This window comes from Acinetobacter sp. S54, assembly GCF_016624945.1.
Taxonomy (GTDB): Bacteria; Pseudomonadota; Gammaproteobacteria; order Pseudomonadales; family Moraxellaceae; genus Acinetobacter.
In genome coordinates, this window is sequence record NZ_JACVUI010000003.1 from 131,403 (window position 1) to 151,826 (window position 20,424).

Below are 20,424 nucleotides of genomic sequence, written 5' to 3' on the forward strand. Positions count from 1 at the left end.
TTTTTAATCAAAAAATAAAAGCGTGATATGAATAGTTAATAATATATTTTTTGATGAAAATGATTTTTTAAAATAAATAATTTAAATATTATAATAATATAGTGATTTAAAAATACAAATAAAATTTTTAAAAATAAATTATTACAAAAATTTATAAATCCTTATAAAAATAAAAAGTTATGGCTAATTGAGATAAGTTTATAAGTCTTTTAAGAAATAAATAAATATATTGAAAAGAGTTCTAAAACTTTAAGGTTAATACTTACTTAAATTGTCACATTATGCCCAAATTTAAATAAAATGTTCAAATAAGCAAAATAATTAAAAATATTTTGAATTGATCTATTTTTATTGTTGATAATGAGATTTATTTCACATTGCTTTTTTGTAGCAAAAGCTGATCAATAACCTTAGAAATATATTTTCTATTGTGCAAATAATAGGTAATATATTTTTTGAAATGAGTTACAGATATTGAAATTAAAAGTGACTCCTAGAAAATAAAGAAAAGGTTTAGATTTCGCATCTGAAGACGAGAAATTGTATTCAGTGGATTACTTACGGTTGATCAGATAAAGGGAAGACAACTATGGGAGCTCTTACGCAGGGATTAACACTTGAGATCACGCCGCATTCGACTTGGGCTCAACAGTTCTGGGATCATCTTATTCCCGTGAAAGAACGTGTAAGCAAGCATCCTTTATTTATTGAGATGGCAAATGGTCAGCTTAGCTTGGAGTGTTTTCGTCAAGCGCTACTTAATTTTTATCCTTTAGTTGCACATTTTCCTTCCTATATGGCTCTAGCTTTATCAAAGGCAACTGATTTTACCCAACCCGGTGTCACTGAAAGCAGGGACTGGCTGATTCAAAACATTAAAATAGAAGAGCGGCATTTGAATTGGTATCGGGATTGGGCCGTTGGTTTTGGGTTAACTATTGATGAATTGGATCGTGTACAGCCGCCTGTAGCGATGAATGCGGTGAATCATTTTTTATGGAATACGAATTACCGAGGCTCATTGGCAGAATGTCTGGCCGCAACGAATCTGGCGATTGAATGGGCCACAGGAGACTGGTCAATTCAGGTTTATAAAGGGATTAATGCTTATATTGATCATGCTGAGGTGAACATAAATAAAAGATCGTTGGCTTGGTTACGTGCGCATGCACATTATGATGATATGCATCCTTATGAAGCCATGGAGCTTATCAAAAGATTGTGTGATCATCAGCCAGAGCTACAAAAAAGTGCCTTTAAGGCTGCCTTAGCAGGACTTGAGTATTATGAACTGGCTTTAGATTATTGTTATAAACAATACGCTTAAATGTATTATTTAAAAAAAGCTCCGTTTGTTTATAACGGAGCTTTTTTAGTTATTTGATATTGTGATCAATTAAATGTTGACGAAGAATGCGCCTTAGTTCAAGAACCGCTTCTGGGGTTTCCTGAATAGAATGTCCACCTTTAATAATTTTTTCAGATGTTGCTCCATCAAGATGTGCGCTTTTATAAGGAACAATTCCATCTGTGATGACATTCGGATCATCACTACTGGTTTTATTTCCAATAATTGAATGGAAGACAAACCCTTTTGGTGGATTGATATTTTCTGTTAAGGTCATAAATTTAGATTTATGACTTAGATCACTTGGCCCGTTTTGAATAAGTCCTTTGTCGATCTGAGTTAATAAATCTTTAGCATCAATATCCTGATTGGTAATAGTGTCTGTGACAGCCCCTAAAAATGCACCGGGTAGCTTAATAATTTTGCGTGCAGCACGGGTAAACCATAGATCTGCAAAATCGGTCCCACGATGAGGCGAAGACATGAAAATAGCTCGATCAAAATTGGTGATTGGTTGAATTTTCAAACGCTCTGACACAATAGGATGTTTTCTCAATCTGGCCTGTTGATATGAACTCATCATGGATAATGCTTGTGTTGAAATATCATCATTGCTGACCAATAATCGACTAATAATTCCACCCATACTATGCCCGATTAGAACGGCATCTTTATCAGCAGAATCATGAGGGTTAAGGGTTCCAAATGCTTGTTTCAGCAAAGCGTAAATCTGAAAACGGCTCTCAAGAATGGGCATGTTGGTTGAGTAAAATACTTGCCAAACCTGATAATGTTCGCGTAATACGCTATCTCCCATAATATCATTGGTCAGTGCGATCCATGCTTCAGGACTACTGGCCAGTCCATGCACCAATACAATTACTTTTTTATTTGGATTGTAGGGTTCGAGCATATATAGATGTGGCATGGTCAATCGTTCTTCACGATCAATCAATGTTAAATAAGCAGCAACACCTAGATTATTTTCTGCCAGCCATAAACCATACGGTGCGGAGAAATTGGCAGCTAACGGGTAGCTTTTGCCTGCCACATCTACGTTTTCGATACGATAGGGATCATAAACCTGCACCATAAAATTGGGTGAGTTAATAATTTCATCTACAGTATCTGCTTTTGATGGCCGCGCAACAATGGTGGCAGATAAATAGCGTGCTTTATGAATATTGGGGTTCACACCGCTTTGATAAGAGAAATTGAGAGGGTCTAGAATGTATTTGTTATTTATTTTTTGATTAGATGTGGATTCAGGGAAGACAGCGACAAATTCTGAACCAAAACCATCGCGACGGTTAATAGTGCGTAAGCCTGAAAAATTGAGGTTATAGCTAGAGATAAAACGTTCTAGTTCTTTATTTTTTAATAATGGATAGTTATCCAGATTAATACTGTAAGTACTCGTTCCAATCTTTATACTGTCAGTGGCTTTTTTTGTCGTTGAACGCTGCGAACTGAGAGTGACTAGTTTTGCAATCGCCTGATTATAAAAGTCACGAATCTGAACTTGGCGGTTATCAAAAATACGATCTACAGGCTTACGTTTGGTTTTAAACAAGTACGCGTAACTATAACGGATACTTTTATCCAGCATTTCGAGTTGTTGAATCTGACATTCATCATAAGATTTTTGGACTTGTTGTTGATGTTCTTCTGAGCGATGTTTGGTTAAGGTACTGACTGTACATGCAGAGGATTTATCCAGTTGCATGGCTTTTGCCAAATAAAGCTCACTTGCGGTTGAGAGAAATTGTTCATCTACAATTTCTGGAATCATCTTTAATTCATTCACGCAAGACGTAGGGTTGTCCATACAGACTTTAGCTTCACGCCCTGACATTGAGAGAACATTGAGGCTGGCTTCACTCAATTTATCCTGCATCAGGATGCTATTACGCTCATTGGAAATAGTCACGTTAAGTGCTTGTTGTTTAACACTTACGACTTGGCAACCACTCAGTAAAGTAACAGAAAAGGTTGCGACCAGAATTAAAAAGGTATTTTTTTTTCTGCAATTGATCATGGGCAGGAGGTAAAAATTGATTTGAAATTAGCCCGATCATACGTGATCTGAAGTAATTTTCAATTCGCTTAAAAAAAATTATAAAAAAAGGCTGTAACAACAGCCTTTTTCATACGATAAGCTTACGAAGCAGGTTTAGCTGCAATCGCTGGATTATTTAAAACTTGCCAAACATTCCAACGCCCTTGTTTTTCAATTTCAGTGAGCAGGCGATCAGCAACTTCCGCCTCATCTGGATATTTGAGTTTGTAGTTTTTTAGGGTTTGAATCGCATTTTTCTTTTGTTCCATCGCAATGTAGTTATTTACTGAAGCTAAATAGGCTTCCTGTACACCACCTTGCATGGCTTTATTTAAATAGGGGATTGCTTCACTTTGACCGCCACCTTCAGATAGACCGAAACCAAACCAGAAGTTTGCTTCAGGATCATCCGAGTTAATTTTAAGCAAACGTTGAGCATAAGTTAATGATTTTGTGGTATAGGCAGAACCTAAGTCCAGATTGCGTCCCATTACACTTGCCTTAAATGCACGAATCAAGACATCAAATGAGGCATTAGGATTAGTTGCTAATGTATCTAAATGCTGTGAAACTTCTTTTAACTTACTTTCGTAGCCTTTGCGTTCCTGACGATCTGTAAAGCGTGGTGGATAATGACGGGCCTTACCTTCAACCAGTTGTAAAAAATCATCGATATCAGTGACATCAAGTTCATTTTCACCTGCAAGCACTGCGTATTTCATTGCTCGTGTATTGCTATTGATGGTGGGGATAATGAGTTTATTGACATCGAGTGTAATCGTTTTTGATGGATCACTTGGATCAGTCACCGCCATTTTAGTCACAGGCTGCGCAGCTGCCGCTTTTAGCTCAAGCTCAAATGGCGGCGGAGCGTCATAATTAAATGGATTAAGTGCGTAAAATGGAGGGGAAACGTCAGGTTCTGTAAAAACAAAAGGTTCAGGCGCATTATTTTTCTTGACAGCAACTGGACTACACGCGGTTAAAACTGAAGCTGCGAGTAGTGTATATGCCAAAGGCTTAAGCATCATAGAAACGTCCATTCTTTGTTGTTTAAAGTTAAAAAGATGTTTGTCGAGCCAGTCTAAAAAAAGCCAGACAAACATGCAATGAGAGACGTGTTACAGTATTAAACCAATTGTTCACGCTTTAGACGAATTACTTTGTGCTTCGCATTCGCGTCGAACTTCTTCAATAATTTTGAGTTCTTCTTCACTAAATGGCTGTTCATCCTGATTCTGTTTTTTAAAAGTCGGATCCAGAAGGGATAGCCGTTGGCACAAAGTATTCATGCGCGCTTCATTGTTTTGAATACGATCAAGTAGTACACGCATCCCTTCAAGCATAGGATCAGTTTGATCATTTGTGGTCGCATAAGGCTGAAAACCAATGCTTTCTGCATAATTACGGCGACGTTGTTCCTGCTCATTTTCTACTTTATCTTTATCCTTGTAGATAAAACGGGCAGGGTTGCCAACGGCTGTTATACCCGCGGGAACTTCTTTGGTGACGACCGCATTAGAACCAACTTTGGCACCTTTACCTACAGTAAATGGTCCTAAAATTTTGGCTCCAGCACCTACAATGACACCATCTTCAAGTGTAGGATGGCGTTTGCCTTTGTTCCATGTCGTGCCCCCTAAAGTCACGCCATGATAAAGGGTTACATCATCACCAATTTCAGCAGTTTCACCGATAACCACGCCCATACCATGATCGATAAAGAAACGTTTACCGATTTTAGCACCTGGATGAATCTCAATACCTGTTGCAAAACGACTAAAGGTGGATAACAACCGTGCGGTACTTTTACAGTCTTTTTCCCAAAGTTTATGAGCGACCCGATGCATGATCAGTGCATGAATACCGGGATAGTTGGTAATGACTTCTAAAGTATTGCGAGCTGCTGGATCACGCGCAAATACAGCCTGAATATCTTCTTTGAGCTGCTTAAGCATTGGATTGATCCTCTTTATCCATTGATGTTTTTTTCCATGTGCCCTGACTTAAGGCTTGGACACGACTAAATATGCCACGAAGTAAATGATATTCCATACGATCTAATTGTATACGTCCAAATAAGCGACGCAAGCGCAAAGGCAATAAACGTGGATTATTAGGATCTAAAAACTCAATATCGACCAACATTTTTTCTAAATGTGGATAGAACTCTTCCATTTGTTTGTGAGTAACTAATGGTTCATCCCAATCCATTGTTGTATTTTGTGTGACAGGCATTTGTTCAGCATGATTTTCCGATGCCTGATTAGTTTTTTGGGCCAGTTGTTGCAAGGTTGCCATACGCATTTCATAACATACGACTTGAATAGCTTGCGCAACATTCAGTACGCCATAATCTGTATTGACAGGAATGGTCAGATGATAATTTGCCAATGCCAGTTCTTCATTGGTTAAACCACGGTCTTCACGACCAAATACAATCGCAACTTCTTGTTGCTCTTTTAATACTGCTTGCATGGAAAGTTCGGCGGCTGGACGTACATCAAGTAATGGCCACGGAATGGTGCGACTACGTGCACTGGTTCCAAATACAATGTGACAGTCCTGAATGGCCTGTTCCAGTGTTTCTACGATTTCAATTTGCTCAACCAAATCCTGTGCACCTGCGGCCAGTGCATCAATATCTGGGTGAGGATAAGTTTTGGGTTTAACTAGAACCAGTTTACTTAATCCCATTGTTTTCATTGCCCTCAATGCACTTCCAATGTTGGCAGGCAAAGTGGTATTGACCATGACAATTCTTACATGCGACAGAGATTGTGAAACTGACGCATTGTCAGATATATTCATAAATAATCCAGATCTAAAATTTTAAGAATATTGAGAGGCTTCGGCTTGATATAAATCCATGGCTTCATCCATAGACATATCCGCAGGCGGTGAAGCTAATGGAGCAATGCGTGCTGGTTCGGCTGCTTTTGCTGCTTTGGATTTCACCTGATACTCAATATGAATGGATTCTTTACCAAAATAGTCACGTAGCTTGGATAGTAGCTCATCCTGAGGTGCGACTTTCCAGTTTTGTCCCAGATATAATTCTGCTGTCGCATAATCTTGTTCAATGACAATCTGAATAGGAATGTGCTGGCACATATCGATATTACAAAATGGTAAGATTATGTGTTGTAAATCATGAGCTAAAGCAGTCGTGGTTAAATCTTTAGAAGGTTGAATCCGAATATGATTGGCTCGTTTTTGTCGAATTTCGTTTAAACTGAAGGCTTTACTTAAACGTGCCATTGGACGGTCAAAGCCTTCACGTTCATAAATATCGCCTTCAATGACCACTACTCTTTCAACTTGAACAATCTCTTTAAAGCGTTGAAATCGCTCATGATTACAACTGACTTCGATCCGTGCCGTTCCATCATCCAGTGTAATCATCATTCGATTCGGGAAATTCGCAACATCAACCACTAATCCAGCAAATACAGTAGGTTGTCCACGGCGTGTCGGACTTAACTCACTAATTTTAGCAGGAATAAAAGCCTTTAATTCCGAACGATATACATCGATAGGATGACCCGTTAAATACAATCCCAGTGTATCTTTTTCGCCTTTTAGACGAACTTCATCTGACCATGGTTTTACGGGTTTGGCTGGCTTGCGTTGAACCTCTTCAACCTCACCAAATAAATCCATAATCCCGGTTTCACGGTTACTACGTGCCTGTTCCGCCGCCTGTACTGCTTCTGGCAGTTGTGCCATTAAGCTAGAGCGTTCAATACCCAGACAATCTAGCGCACCCGCACGGATTAAGGCTTCAAGTGTACGTTTATTGATTTTTTTGAGGTCAATACGATGACAAAAATCGAATAGGTCGGTATAAGGTCCATCTTTTTCACGTGAGTCAATCACGGATTGCATAGCCTGTTCACCTACGCCTTTAATCGCCCCTAACCCATAAACCACGGTTTTTTCATCACTCGCATGGAAACGATAAATGGACATATTCACCGAGGGCGGTAAAACTTCTAAGCCATTACTACGACAATCATCAATCAAAAAGACCACATTGTCTGTATTTTGCATTTCCGATGACATCACCGCTGCCATAAATTCAGCAGGGTAATGTGCTTTAAGCCATGCTGTATGGTAGGCGACCAGAGCATAGGCCGCGGCGTGTGATTTGTTAAAACCGTAACCTGCAAACTTTTCCATATAGTCAAAGATATGGTTAGCTGTAGCTTCATCAATCTCTTTTTCAGCAGCACCCGTAATAAAGATCTGACGCTGTTTTACCATTTCCTCGGGTTTCTTTTTCCCCATGGCGCGACGTAGTAAGTCTGCACCCCCAAGCGTATAACCTGCACAGAACTGTGCAGCCTGCATGACCTGTTCCTGATACACCATAATGCCATAGGTAGGTTCCAGTACACTTTCAAGTAATGGGTGAAGATATTCAAACTCGCCGCCATGCATACGATGGATAAAGTCAGGAATAAGATCCATTGGGCCAGGGCGATACAAGGATACAAATGCGATAATTTCTTCAAATTTGCTTGGACGCGCTTCTTTCAACATGCGTTTCATACCCACGGATTCAAACTGGAATACCGCTGTAGTATTTGCATCTGCGAAGACTTTATAGGCATCTACATCATCGAGTGGAACATGGGTAATTACTAAAGGCTCTTTGACATCAGCGCGTTTATTAATGTTCTGGATCGCATCTTCAATCACGGTTAGATTTCGTAGACCCAAAAAGTCAAACTTGACCAGACCTGCAGCTTCAACGTCATCTTTATCGTATTGCGCCACACGGTTGGTTCCATCTGCATCACACAGAACCGCGGAATAATCAGTAATTTTACCCGGGGCAATCACCACGCCACCCGCATGTTTACCTGTGTTGCGGGTAATCCCTTCTAATTTGAGTGCCATTTCCCAGATTTCACTGGCATCATCATTATCAGGGTTAGATGGATTCGTGACAATATCTTTAAGTTGAGGTTCCATCTCGATGGCAGTCGCGAGATCAACCCCAAGCGGTTTAGTCGGTACCATTTTAGAGATACGATCAGCCAAACCATATGATTTTCCTAATACTCGTGCCACATCTCGGATTGCACCTTTAGCTGCCATCGTACCAAACGTTGCAATCTGAGATACAGCTTCACGACCATAAGTTCGTGATACATAATCGATGACGCGGTCACGCCCGGCAATACAAAAGTCGACGTCAAAGTCAGGCATTGAAACCCGTTCGGGGTTTAAAAAACGTTCAAACAGCAGATCGTAGCGTAATGGATCAAGATCGGTAATTTTTAAGCTATAGGCAACAAGTGAACCTGCACCAGACCCACGTCCTGGGCCGACAGGTACGCCGTTATTCTTGGCCCATTGAATAAAGTCCATGACGATGAGGAAGTAGCCTGGGAAACCCATTTTCAAAATAATATCAACTTCATATTTGATACGATCATCGTAGGGCTTACGAATCTCTGGCCAATCTTCATCACGTTCCTCAACGGGATAAAGCAATTCCAGACGCTCTTCCAAACCTTCTTTGGACAAATGTTCAAAATAGGTATCAATGGTAAAGCCTTCTGGAATGGGGTAATCAGGCAAGAAGTAAGTGCCAAGTTGTAAACTCACATTACAACGTTGAGCAATGTAATAGGTATTTTCTAATGCACTCGGAATATCTGAGAATAATTCAGACATTTCTTCGGCAGTTTTAAAATATTGTTCTGGGCTATAGTGGCGCGGTCGACGATCATCTGCCAGAACGTAACCATCTGCGATACATACGCGTGCTTCATGGGCTTCAAAGTCATCACGTTCGACAAAGTGCACATCATTATGCGCTACGACCCCAACATTATATTTGGCTGCGAGTTTGACCGCTTCCTGAACATAATCTTCTTCGCCAGCACGATCAGTACGGGTTAATGCAAGATACACGCGATTGCCGAATTTTTCCTGCCACGCTTGCAGGAGTGGTTCAGCTTTTTGAGGATTGGAAGAACACAGCATCCTACCTACATCACTCTGCTGTCCCAATAATACAATAATGTCTTGATGTTGTTCTAAAATCCATTCTTTTTGTACACAAGGAATACTAAGTTGTTGCCCTTCAATAAAACCACGCGAGACAATTTCAGTCAGACTTCGCCAGCCATCATTGGTCATGGCAAGTAAGGTTACCCGATGTTCAGCATCATTTAGGCGTATTTGACTGCCTAAAATAGGTTTAATTCCTTTAGAGAGGCAACTCTCATAAAATTTGACGGCAGCATGTAAATTGGAAAGATCCGTCAACGCTAAAGCAGGCATGCTTTCGCTTACCGCAGCTTTGATGAGATCAGGTATCCGCACAATCGATTCGGTAATCGAGAACTCTGTATGAATACCAAGATGAACAAACTGCATAAAACGATCCTGACCAAGTCCGTCGATGATTATAAGGTATCATTAGTTTAACATGCTCTGCCTTGAGCCGTTGTCTATTATTTTTCCAATAAAACCATAATTTTTTTTATAAAAAAGACAATGTCCAATAGAACCCAATGATGAACATTGGGTCACTACATAAAGATTTGAAGCATGAAGAGCAGATTAATATTGCCAGAACATCCGTTGGATCTCTTTAGCATCATTGGTTTTTGTTAAAGCAAGTGCTGCCAGAAGACGTGCTTTTTGTGGATTTAGATCGTGTGCAACAATCCAGCCATATTGATCATCAGGTTGTTCTGCATTGCGGAGTACAAAGCCTTGAGGGACTCGTGATGAGCGAATAATTTGAATACCTTGTTCATCATGCAATTGTCTTACAACAGGTACAATATAATTTGCCATCGAACCATTGCCTGTCCCTGCATGAATAATCGATTTAGCGCCCGCCTTGGCATAAGCTAAATATGCATCAGGTAGCATAGAATCTGAACCGTAAACGATCTGCACCAATGGCAATTGATCACCTTTGATATTTTCGATATTAAATTCAGAGGTGTTATTAAAACGTTTAACCGAATTTCTAAACCAATACGGTTTACCTTCCACTAGCGTTCCTAAAGCGCCCCATTGGCTAGCAAATGCATTGGTATGAATGTTAATAGTTTTGGTGACATCTCGTGCAGCAAAGATTGAGTCATTCATTAGCACCATCACGCCTTTATTTTTAGCTTCATCTGAAGCAGCAAGGGCGACTGCACTATATAAATTCAATGGGCCATCGGCTGAAAGTGCAGTTGATGGACGCATTGAACCGACCACTACAATAGGTTTGTCCGTATGAATCACCAGATTTAAAAAGAATGCTGTTTCTTCTAAGGTGTCTGTGCCATGCGTAATAACGATACCATTCACCGATGGCTTTTTGACTAACTCATTGACCTGACGAGCAAGAGAAAGCAACTCTTTATCCGTAATACTTTCTGAAGCAATTTGCAGGGCTTGAACGCCACTGACATTGGCTAAGTCTTTGACTTGTGGAACGGCATTGATTAACGCATCAACTGGAACTTTGGCAGCTGTATAGGTTGCGCTGTTGGTTGAGCTTGCTCCTGCACCAGCGATTGTTCCACCTGTTGCAACCACCACCACGTTATTCTTTGCATATAAAGATACAGAAGCAGCAAGTAAGGTAACCGCAAGCGCACATGATTTAAAAGTTTTACTTATCATTAACCGTTTTCCTAGTTGTTAAAATTCCATTAAAAAAGCAATGTCTGTGCCAGACATTGCTTTAATTTAAGGTTTTTTTTACAACTAAGTCATTGGCAAATTATTATGTAGTCATAATTAACGTTTTGTGGCTAAGAAACGACCTAAACGGGTAATGGCTTCACGTAATTCATTCTCCGCAGGTAAGAAAACCAATCGGAAATGATCCGGAGTGGGCCAGTTAAAACCAGTTCCTTGCACCAAAAGTACTTTCTCTGCACGTAAAAAGTCCAGCATAAGTTGTTCATCATCTTCAACCTGATAAATAGTGGGATCAAGTTTAGGAAAACAGTACATCGCACCTTCAGGCTTGACACAGCTTACTCCCGGAATTTCATTCAACATTTCCCATGCAATATTACGTTGTTCATATAAACGGCCATTGGGGCGAATTAAATCATTAATTGATTGATAGCCCCCTAATGCTGTTTGAATCGCATATTGTGCCTGATGATTGGCACATAAACGCATAGAAGCCAACATATCCAGACCTTCAATATAATCTTTGGCACGGGATTTATCGCCTGTAATAGCCATCCAACCTGAACGATAACCCGCAATACGATATGATTTAGATAGCCCGTTAAAGGAAATACAAAGTTGATCACCGGCTAAAGCAGCTAACGCAACATGTTCAATACCGTCGTAAATGATTTTGTCGTAGATTTCATCTGCAAATAAAATCAGGTCATACTTTTTTGCTAAAGTTACAATTTGTTCTAAGACATGACGTGGATACACAGAACCTGTTGGATTGTTTGGATTAATTACCACAATACCGCGTGTATTAGGCGTAATCTTACTTTCCATATCGACAATATCAGGATACCAGCTATTTTCTTCATCACATTTATAGTGAATTGCTGTGCCACCAGACAAGTTTACCGCTGCTGTCCATAAAGGGTAGTCAGGCATTGGTACTAGCATTTCGTCGCCATCGTCCAGCAACCCTTGCATTGCCATGACAATCAGTTCAGATACGCCATTTCCGACATACACATCATTGACATGCATATCACGAATCCCTTTTTGCTGATAATACTGGCAAATTGCTTTACGGGCAGGAAAGATACCTTTTGAGTCAGTATAACCAATGGCATTGGGTAAATTTAGCGCGACGTCATTAATGATTTCTTGTGGGGCTTCAAAACCGAACGGGGCGGGGTTTCCAATATTTAGTTTAATAATTTTGTGGCCTTGTTCTTCCATTTCATTGGCCGCTCGTAACACAGGTCCACGAATGTCGTAGCAAACATGCTCGAGCTTAGAAGATTTTTTAATTTCTCGTGGCGTTTGATGTGTTGTGTTCATTTTAGGGCTCTCGAAAGGAGTGGGGGTCACTTTTGCATAACGATATAAATAGCTTTTAAAAGTTTCAGTTGTTACCAGATCAAGGTCGTGTTGATCCTTAAGTAAGACAACAATTTTTTCATGCGTAAATCCTGCCTGTTGATATTGTTTAATCACAGGTAGTAGGTTTTTAAAAATAACGCTTTTTTTCTGCGACATTTTTTAATCCTGAGCAAGAATAGACATAAGCCTAACATTATTTTTGCTCACACAAAAGCATCTTTAAAATAAAAATGCTTACCTTGATATTTATTTTTGCTTACTTTTTGCTTTTGATTGAATTATAAGTGTTTTGTAAATTGTTCAGTAAACACTAGAAATTTTTAAATGAATAACGTAAATATAGGATTATCCTATTTTAAACAGCAAAATAGACAGGGAAAGAATCATGGGAAAACTCAATAAAACAGAACGAGAATGGCAAAGAGAGTTATCACCAGAAGAGTACCGAATTACACGACAAAAAGGCACTGAACCTGCTTTTACTGGACAATACTGGAACACCAAGCAGCAAGGAACTTATGTTTGTCGTTGTTGTGGTACTGAGCTTTTTACATCAGACACTAAATATGACAGCGGTAGTGGCTGGCCTAGCTTTTATAGACCAGTGACTTCGGGAGTGATTGATGAACTGGAAGACTCAACACATGGTATGACACGTACGGAAATTATCTGTCATAATTGCGATGCTCATTTGGGGCATGTCTTTGAAGATGGACCGCAGCCGACAGGACTACGCTATTGCGTAAATTCGGCTTCATTACAATTAAAAACTAACGAAAAAAATGATGAGGAAACTTATCCATGACGAGCCTTTATCAGTTTGAAGCTGAATTATTAGAGGGTGATATCAAGCAACTTGCCGACTATGAGGGAAAAGTGCTTTTGATTGTCAATACTGCCAGTAAATGTGGTTTCACTCCACAGTTTGCTGGATTAGAAAAAATATACGAAAAATATAAGGATCAAGGGTTCGAAGTATTAGGCTTTCCTTGTAATCAATTTGGGGGACAGGATCCTGGATCAAATGATGAAATAGGGGCTTTTTGTCAACGGAACTATGGAGTTAATTTTCCTATGTTTGCTAAAGTTGATGTCAAAGGGCCTGAAGCACACGCGATTTTTCGTTATTTGACGCGTGAAGCCAAAGGAATTTTAGGCAGCGAAAGCATTAAATGGAATTTTACGAAATTCCTTGTCAGCAAAGAAGGTAAAGTATTGAATCGTTATGCACCGACCACAAAGCCAGAAAGTATAGAGGATGATATTGAGAAAGCGTTGGGTAAATAATATTCACATTGAAAATACTTATGGATAGTCCAGATGTAGCATTTTGGAGTGATCCGCGGATGCCTTATGTAGAAACACGTAAGGCATGTCAAAGTCGCATTTGCTATAAAGCACATAGCCATGCGACTTTTTCAATTGGGGCGGTGGATCAGGGACAGAGCCGTTTTAGTAGTTATTTACATACTGCTGTAAATATTGAGTCAGGTTCAATTGTCAGTATTCCTGCTTATATTGAGCATTCGTGTAATCCATTGCCCGATCAAGCGTGGAGTTATCAAATGATGCATTTGAGTCTGGATTGGTTAACTCAATTATTTGAAGAGTCGATTGCAGATCGTATTTCTAGCTCAATACCTGAATTAAGACCAGAAATTATTAAAGATCCTGAGATTTATCAATATTTTTGTCAGTTGAATAACATGTTGTTTGATACACAGCGAACGATATTAGAAAAAGAGCAATATCTGGTTGAAATATTAAATCTGGTTATTTTTCCGTCATTGCAATTAAAGCCTTTAGATGAAAAATCATATCTGCAACAGCATTTACGGGATCTGGTAGATATTCTTTTTCAGCATGAAAGTTTTCTTTCACTTGAGCAATTATCGAATCAGAGTGGGATTAGTCGTTACGCGATTATTCGTTTATTTAAACGAAATTTTGGTCTGACCCCTCATGCATTCCAACTCAACCTAAGAGTTAATCAGGCACGTGAATTACTGAAAAAAGGGAAAGCTGTCGTAGATATTGCTTATGATTTGGGTTTTACTGATCAAAGTCATTTTCATCGAGTCTTTAAGAGTTTAACAGGAGTTACTCCTAGGCAGTACCAAAACGGGTTCTAAACGCAATTTTATACAAGAACAAAATGCCATGTTTCCTTAATCTGCTGTTTTTATTTTATCAAATAGCGGTTTATGGAACTTTTTTTGGCAATTGCTATCACTCATTTTATTGCTTTACTTTCACCTGGACCAGATTTCTTTTTGATTTTAACGACTTTACTTGCGCGAAATAAAATAGCAGCGAAACAGGTGTGTTTGGGGATTGCACTGGGCAATGCCATTATTTTATTAGCAGTTTTTTCAAGTTGGTATTTGATTGGAAAAATGGATGTTTTGACTTTGACATATTTAAAATGGAGTGGGGTGGGTTATTTGCTCTATCTATCTTTTTTATGTTTTCGTTATGCAAATTCTAAAATTGAAATAATTCAAGTTCAACCCTCGCTATCACACTTTCGAGGTTTAAAGCAGATTTTACTTGGACTGCAATCTAGTTTACTCAATCCAAAAAATATTCTTTTTTATAGCAGTCTGACTTTGCTTGTTGCAGAAAAATTTAATGTTTATCAAAAAATTATTGTTTCTGTCTGGATGGTTATGGTGGTTCTGCTTTGGAATTTATTTTTGGTAAGATTACTTTCGTTTGATCAATGGCAAACTTTTTTAAGTAGTCATTCAAAATGGATCTATTATGTTTCAGGCATATGTTTTGTGATATTTGCAGTGTTTATGATGGTAATTATTTGAATTTATATATTTTTTATTTTAAGAGTTTGTCTATATAAAATTGTTTAAATCATTTTTGTTCTCAGTAACTATTCGTAAATATTAATCAAAAAAAAGGAATAGAAATGATTAAATTAAAACCGTTAGTTTTGATGATGGCAGCAATGTCATGTTTGGGGGCTAGTGTTTTATATGCGGAGGATAGTGTCGAAAAAACAGAGACCTCCGAACAGGATACTAAGGTTTTATGTCAGGGTACGGTTCGTTGATTGATACGCCTTATGGCAAAATAGGTAAGCATACGAATTTTGGCGAACCTTCACTCGATCATTTGAAAGTAGATGAATATTCTGCTGGCTACGAGTTTTCACATGAATTTGAAAATGGCCTGATATTTATGCAGAACTATCGTTGGGGCAGAATGGATAATGACCTATTAAGCACATTTGCATGGAGTTCTGATAATGATCGTTCAGCTTATCGTGGTTATAGTTTCACTGATGGTGTATCTAAAACAAATAGTATTGATAACCGCTTAATTAAAAACTTTACTTTTGGTGATGTTCAAAACAAAGTGATGCTAGGTGTGGATTATTATAAGAATGAAACGGATGGCGTAAATAATGGCTTTGGCTATGCACCACCAATGGATCTTTTTAATCCTGTACATAACCCAAATATTGCAGTTACGGCATTGCCTTATCATATTGAAACTGAACAATTAGGTTTTTATCTATCGAATCAATTCAGCTATGCAGAACTTGTTGATCTTAACTTAGGGATTCGTCAGGATAAGGCAAAAGGAAGTGCGACTCAAAGTGGATCTACAGCACACGATTATGATGTAAATAAAACAACATATACGGCAGGTTTGATGTATCACTGCCCTTATGGTCTTTCACCTTATTTAAGTTACTCGACTTCTTTTAGACCTGTGACAGGGATTGATGGCTACAATAATGCCTATAAACCCTATGAAGGCAAACAATATGAGGTGGGCATTAAGTATGTCCCTGAGGGGTTGAGAGGCGATATTACACTCGCATATTTTGATCTGACTGAAAAGAATGCTTTGATTGCTGATCGTTCAAATATTCAGGTACAGGCTGGAAAAAGAACGAATAAAGGAATTGAGTTGCAGGCAAACTTAAATCTTACGGATAATCTGGCGGCGCAGTTTGCATATACACATAATAATTCTGATCAAGAGGTTTCAGCAGTACAAACGATTCGTACACTTGCGATTCCTAACGATCAAATTTCAGGAAAACTAAATTATAGATTTATTAATGATTACTTCTTTAATGGATTGCGTCTAGGAGCAGGTGTTCGTTACGTTGGCAGTAGTAACGATGAAAAGACTTATCCAGGTTATAAAGTTGATTCGTATACATTGGTTGATTTAATGGCAAGCTATCCATTAAACGAACAATTAGACGTACAGGTCAATGCAACAAATCTCGAAAATAAAAAATATGTCAGTGCTTGTGATTTCTATTGTTACTATGGCGCAGAGCGTTCAGTGGATATGCGTGTAACTTATAAGTGGTAATCTCTTTTATGCCCTTAAATGGATATAGCTTCATAAGCTGATTGTGAAGTTATATTCATAAAAATACGTTATATTCTTAAAAACTATTTAAATAGTTTCTATTCTCATTTAGTATCATCACAATTTTATAAACTGTAATCATGGAATTGTGATGGTCAAGATAAAACCGCTTGTACTTATGATGGCTTGCGCATCAGGCTATGTAATCTCACATGCAGACGATCAAACCTCTCCAAACGATATAAATAATACTACAGGTGGGCCTGTCACTGCTTTGCAAACCATTCGCGTTGTTGCTAGTGCGGATGCTTCTGCAACAGGACTTATGGAGGCTTACGCAGGCGGACAGGTAGCAAGTGGTGGTCGTGTTGGTATTTTTGGTAATCAGAAAAATCTGGATACGCCATTTAATTTGACCAGTTATACCAATCAATATATTCAAGAGCGTCAGGCGAAAAGTGTTGGGGATGTTTTAAAGGCTGATCCAAGTGTACGAGTTGGGCGAGGCTATGGTAATTTTCAGGAAAATTATTATATCCGTGGATTCAATTTAGGTTCAGATGATACGGCTTATAATGGATTGTATTCTATTTTACCGCGTCAATATATTCCAACGGAGCTCTTTGAACGTGTAGAAGTGCTTAAAGGTGCTTCTTCATTTTTAAATGGTGCGATGCCAAGTAGCGGGGGTATTGGAGGTGCAATTAACCTTCTGCCGAAACGTGCAGGTAATGAACCTCTCAACCGTGTGACCGTTGGTACGGATTTTAATGGCGGCTATATTTCAAATGATATTTCGCGCCGTTTTGGAGAGGATCAACAATTTGGGGTACGAGTTAATACCGCTTATCACGGTGGTGATACTGCTGTTGATGATGAAGAAAAATCTCTAGGTCTGGCTTCAATTGCCTTGGATTATCGAGGGGATCGGTTGCGTTTGTCAGGTGATATGGGATATAGCAACAACCGGTTGACAGCAACACGTCCGAGTGTGACTTTAGGGGCGGCGATAACTTCAATTCCAACCCCTGTAGACGGTTCTAGTAATTATGCACAAAAATGGTCGTATTCAAACGAAGAAGATTATTTTGGTAGCTATCGTGCTGAATATGATTTAAATGATGCCATTACCGCTTATGCTGCTTACGGTTTCCGTCATGGAGAAGAGCAAAATAGTTTGGGCAATGTGACTTTAACCAATGCTACAACGGGTGCTAGTACCTTCTATCGTTTCGATAATGCTCGTGTAGATATGGTTAATACGGGTGAAGTGGGTATTCGTGGTAAATTTGATACGGGTTCCGTTCAACATAATCTAGTGCTTTCCGCCTCTGCTTTTCAACAAAATACCCGTAATGCATATTTTATGGATTGGGGTAATCAGTTGACTACAAATATTTATGATCCCGTTCAATATAATCAGCCAGAAGCATTAACTCCGTTGTTCCATGGTAATAACATGGATTCACCAAAGCTTACTACTCGAACCAGACTTAGAAGTATTGCGATTGGAGATGACTTAAAAGCCTTTGATGATAAATTAATAGTTATGCTGGGTGGTCGTTATCAGACCATTATTCAGGATACCTATCAATACGATAATAAAGGTAAAGATCCATCATATGATGAAAGTAAATTTACTCCCGCGTTAGGCTTAACTTATAAAATTACGCCAGAAATTTCAGTTTATGGTAACTATATTGAATCTTTGGCTAAAGGTTTAAGTAATACAACGAATAATGTCACTACGACTTTAAAGCCTTTTGTTGCTAAGCAAAAAGAAATAGGCGCTAAGTACGAAAATGGAACTATTGGAGCAACATTAAGTTTATTTGATATCAATAAACAACGTGCGATTATCCAAAATTCTGTGTTTGGGGATGGTGGTGAATATGTACATCGTGGTATCGAGCTAAACACATACGGTAAATTAACGGATGACATCACTGTATTGGGTGGCGCAACATGGATGCATGCTAAACAAAATGATACTGGATCTGCTGTATATGATGGTAATTATGAGGTAGGTGTTCCAAAATTTCAGGCTAATTTAGGTGCTGACTGGAAATTACCTATTGCACAGGATATTTCCCTAAATGCGCAATTGATTTATACGGGTTCAACTTATGCAAGTCTGGATAACAACTTAAAAGTTAATGATTGGACCACTCTTGATTTGGGTGCAACCTATAAAACCCAAATCGGACAAACTCCAACAACATTCAACTTTTCGGTGAATAATGTATTTGATAAGGACTATTGGGGTGCAGTCGGTCTTTATGACAATATCAATAGTACAGGTAATACCAATAATGGTTATTTGGTTGCAGGTCAACCACGTACCTTTATGTTAAGTGCCAGTTTTGATTTTTAATTCATTATTGACTTAGTAAGAAATAAACAAAGCCTCCATCTGGAGGCTTTGTTTATTTCTTACACTTAAAAAATTAAAGAATTTGCTTTAAACGTTGTACAACTTGTTCACATTGGGCCAAATCTGCAACCAACGCCATTCGCACATGGTTTTGTCCAGGATTACCTTGTTCAGTTTCACGAGATAGGTATCGTCCTGGTAGCACCTGAATATGTGCTTTTTCCATTAACATTTTTGCAAAAGTTTCATCATTATCGACTTGTAACCAATAATAAAATCCAGCATCAGGCTTTTTAAGAGGTAATAAAGAACCAAGTTCAGACTGAAATAAGTTAAATTTGGCACGATATTGCTGACGATTTTCTTCAACATGGGCTTCGTCATTCCATGCCGCAATGGACGCCAATTGATGTTGAACAGGCATGGCAGCGCCATGATAAGTACGAAACTTTAAATAAGGTTTTAATAATTCAGCATCACCTGCTACAAAACCTGAACGCATACCTGGCAAGTTTGAACGTTTAGACAGAGAATGAAAAACGATGCAATTTTTGTAGTCATTGCGTCCCATTTCGGCACACACTTCTAATAACCCTACAGGAGCTTCATCGAACCAGAGTTCGGAATAGCATTCGTCAGATGCAATCACGAAATTATATTGATCAGACAGTTGAATCAGTTTTTTAAATTGTTCTTTGGACAGTACCGCACCCGTAGGATTACCCGGTGTACACACAAATAATAATGCTGTTTTTTCCCAGACTTCGGCTGGAACCGCATCAAAGTCACCAAGATAATCGTTTTCGGGGGTACAGTTGATAAAATAAGGTTTTGCGCCTGCAAGTAATGCAGCCCCTTCATAGATCTGATAAAAAGGATTAGGCATCACCACATATGGCGTATCGTCGCGATTAATTAGAGCTTGAACAAAAGAGAAAATCCCTTCACGCGTACCTGTTACAGGTAGAATCTGATCCTCAGCATTAATGCTATTTAATTTAAAACGCTGAGTAAGCCAATTGGCAATGCTTTGGCGTAATTCTGGTAGGCCTTTACTATTTGGATAAGTAGATAAATGCTGAAAGTTATCAATAATTGCCTGTTTTACAAACTCAGGAGCAGGGTGCTTTGGTTCCCCTATAGAAAGTGGAATCAGCGGTAAATCTGCTGGAGTAATTTCTTTAAAAAGTGCATTTAACTTTTCAAATGGATAAGGATGTAATAAAGACAAACTGGAGTTCATTAAACAGT

General features: G+C 38.8%; 15 protein-coding genes. 7 read left to right on the forward strand and 8 right to left on the reverse strand.

Annotated elements, in window-relative coordinates; translation table 11 throughout:
• Positions 1-589: 589 nt before the first annotated feature.
• Complete coding sequence (locus IAE20_RS06250) at positions 590-1,327, forward strand: TenA family transcriptional regulator (RefSeq protein WP_200481756.1); 738 nt, start codon at positions 590-592, stop codon at positions 1,325-1,327.
• Between the two features lie 49 nt (positions 1,328-1,376).
• Here IAE20_RS06250 and IAE20_RS06255 read toward each other — a convergent pair whose 3' ends face one another.
• From IAE20_RS06255 to IAE20_RS06285, 7 genes are all read right to left on the reverse strand, one after another.
• Positions 1,377-3,386: an esterase/lipase family protein gene (locus IAE20_RS06255; RefSeq protein ID WP_200481755.1), complete on the reverse strand. Its 2,010-nt coding sequence runs from the start codon at positions 3,384-3,386 to the stop codon at positions 1,377-1,379.
• 122 nt (positions 3,387-3,508) lie between these two features.
• Entirely contained in the window at positions 3,509-4,438 is a 930-nt protein-coding gene (locus IAE20_RS06260) for an ABUW_2363 family tetratricopeptide repeat lipoprotein (protein ID WP_200459974.1), read from the reverse strand.
• A 111-nt stretch (positions 4,439-4,549) separates the two neighbouring features.
• The gene (gene cysE, locus IAE20_RS06265) at positions 4,550-5,365 is read right to left on the reverse strand and encodes a serine O-acetyltransferase (RefSeq protein WP_200481754.1); all 816 of its coding nucleotides are present in this window, start codon (positions 5,363-5,365) and stop codon (positions 4,550-4,552) included.
• The gene (locus IAE20_RS06270) at positions 5,358-6,218 is read right to left on the reverse strand and encodes an RNA methyltransferase (protein ID WP_200459976.1); all 861 of its coding nucleotides are present in this window, start codon (positions 6,216-6,218) and stop codon (positions 5,358-5,360) included. Before IAE20_RS06270 ends, cysE begins: the two co-directional genes overlap by 8 nt.
• 21 nt (positions 6,219-6,239) lie before the next feature.
• The gene (dnaE, locus tag IAE20_RS06275; RefSeq protein ID WP_200481753.1) at positions 6,240-9,803 is read right to left on the reverse strand and encodes a DNA polymerase III subunit alpha; all 3,564 of its coding nucleotides are present in this window, start codon (positions 9,801-9,803) and stop codon (positions 6,240-6,242) included.
• Positions 9,804-9,989: 186 nt separating this feature from the next.
• The gene (locus IAE20_RS06280) at positions 9,990-11,057 is read right to left on the reverse strand and encodes a type II asparaginase (protein WP_200481752.1); all 1,068 of its coding nucleotides are present in this window, start codon (positions 11,055-11,057) and stop codon (positions 9,990-9,992) included.
• Between the two features lie 117 nt (positions 11,058-11,174).
• Positions 11,175-12,605 (reverse strand): pyridoxal phosphate-dependent aminotransferase, encoded by a 1,431-nt coding sequence (locus IAE20_RS06285; RefSeq protein ID WP_200481751.1) that lies wholly within the window; start codon positions 12,603-12,605, stop codon positions 11,175-11,177.
• A gap of 229 nt (positions 12,606-12,834) precedes the next feature.
• Between IAE20_RS06285 and msrB the strand changes: the two genes are divergently transcribed.
• The 6 genes from msrB (at position 12,835) to IAE20_RS06315 (ending at position 19,173) form a co-directional block, all read left to right on the forward strand.
• Positions 12,835-13,254: a peptide-methionine (R)-S-oxide reductase MsrB gene (gene msrB, locus IAE20_RS06290; protein WP_200459980.1), complete on the forward strand. Its 420-nt coding sequence runs from the start codon at positions 12,835-12,837 to the stop codon at positions 13,252-13,254.
• Positions 13,251-13,736, forward strand: coding sequence for a glutathione peroxidase (locus tag IAE20_RS06295; protein WP_200481750.1), 486 nt, complete (start codon positions 13,251-13,253; stop codon positions 13,734-13,736). The genes msrB and IAE20_RS06295 overlap by 4 nt, the downstream gene beginning before the upstream one ends.
• 20 nt (positions 13,737-13,756) lie before the next feature.
• Entirely contained in the window at positions 13,757-14,581 is an 825-nt protein-coding gene (locus IAE20_RS06300) for an AraC family transcriptional regulator (protein ID WP_200481749.1), read from the forward strand.
• Between the two features lie 72 nt (positions 14,582-14,653).
• Complete coding sequence (locus tag IAE20_RS06305; protein WP_200481748.1) at positions 14,654-15,268, forward strand: LysE family translocator; 615 nt, start codon at positions 14,654-14,656, stop codon at positions 15,266-15,268.
• 226 nt (positions 15,269-15,494) lie between these two features.
• Positions 15,495-16,799 carry a TonB-dependent siderophore receptor gene (locus IAE20_RS06310; RefSeq protein ID WP_200481747.1) on the forward strand — a complete coding sequence of 435 codons (1,305 nt, stop codon included), beginning with the start codon at positions 15,495-15,497 and terminating at the stop codon, positions 16,797-16,799.
• Positions 16,800-16,950: 151 nt separating this feature from the next.
• Positions 16,951-19,173 carry a TonB-dependent receptor gene (locus IAE20_RS06315; protein ID WP_200481746.1) on the forward strand — a complete coding sequence of 741 codons (2,223 nt, stop codon included), beginning with the start codon at positions 16,951-16,953 and terminating at the stop codon, positions 19,171-19,173.
• Between the two features lie 73 nt (positions 19,174-19,246).
• Here IAE20_RS06315 and dapC read toward each other — a convergent pair whose 3' ends face one another.
• A complete protein-coding gene (gene dapC / locus IAE20_RS06320) occupies positions 19,247-20,416 on the reverse strand; it encodes a succinyldiaminopimelate transaminase (RefSeq protein ID WP_200481745.1) in 1,170 nt (389 codons plus the stop codon).
• Positions 20,417-20,424 lie beyond the last annotated feature (8 nt).

What these genes read in the sequence shown, in the direction of transcription:
- IAE20_RS06250 (WP_200481756.1), top strand. Translation starts at nt 590, where the DNA reads ATGGGAGCTCTTACGCAGGGATTAACACTTGAGATCACGCCGCATTCG.
- IAE20_RS06255 (WP_200481755.1), bottom strand. Translation starts at nt 3,386, where the DNA reads ATGATCAATTGCAGAAAAAAAAATACCTTTTTAATTCTGGTCGCAACC.
- IAE20_RS06260 (WP_200459974.1), bottom strand. Translation starts at nt 4,438, where the DNA reads ATGATGCTTAAGCCTTTGGCATATACACTACTCGCAGCTTCAGTTTTA.
- cysE (WP_200481754.1), bottom strand. Translation starts at nt 5,365, where the DNA reads ATGCTTAAGCAGCTCAAAGAAGATATTCAGGCTGTATTTGCGCGTGAT.
- IAE20_RS06270 (WP_200459976.1), bottom strand. Translation starts at nt 6,218, where the DNA reads ATGAATATATCTGACAATGCGTCAGTTTCACAATCTCTGTCGCATGTA.
- dnaE (WP_200481753.1), bottom strand. Translation starts at nt 9,803, where the DNA reads ATGCAGTTTGTTCATCTTGGTATTCATACAGAGTTCTCGATTACCGAA.
- IAE20_RS06280 (WP_200481752.1), bottom strand. Translation starts at nt 11,057, where the DNA reads ATGATAAGTAAAACTTTTAAATCATGTGCGCTTGCGGTTACCTTACTT.
- IAE20_RS06285 (WP_200481751.1), bottom strand. Translation starts at nt 12,605, where the DNA reads ATGTCGCAGAAAAAAAGCGTTATTTTTAAAAACCTACTACCTGTGATT.
- msrB (WP_200459980.1), top strand. Translation starts at nt 12,835, where the DNA reads ATGGGAAAACTCAATAAAACAGAACGAGAATGGCAAAGAGAGTTATCA.
- IAE20_RS06295 (WP_200481750.1), top strand. Translation starts at nt 13,251, where the DNA reads ATGACGAGCCTTTATCAGTTTGAAGCTGAATTATTAGAGGGTGATATC.
- IAE20_RS06300 (WP_200481749.1), top strand. Translation starts at nt 13,757, where the DNA reads ATGGATAGTCCAGATGTAGCATTTTGGAGTGATCCGCGGATGCCTTAT.
- IAE20_RS06305 (WP_200481748.1), top strand. Translation starts at nt 14,654, where the DNA reads ATGGAACTTTTTTTGGCAATTGCTATCACTCATTTTATTGCTTTACTT.
- IAE20_RS06310 (WP_200481747.1), top strand. Translation starts at nt 15,495, where the DNA reads ATGTCAGGGTACGGTTCGTTGATTGATACGCCTTATGGCAAAATAGGT.
- IAE20_RS06315 (WP_200481746.1), top strand. Translation starts at nt 16,951, where the DNA reads ATGGTCAAGATAAAACCGCTTGTACTTATGATGGCTTGCGCATCAGGC.
- dapC (WP_200481745.1), bottom strand. Translation starts at nt 20,416, where the DNA reads ATGAACTCCAGTTTGTCTTTATTACATCCTTATCCATTTGAAAAGTTA.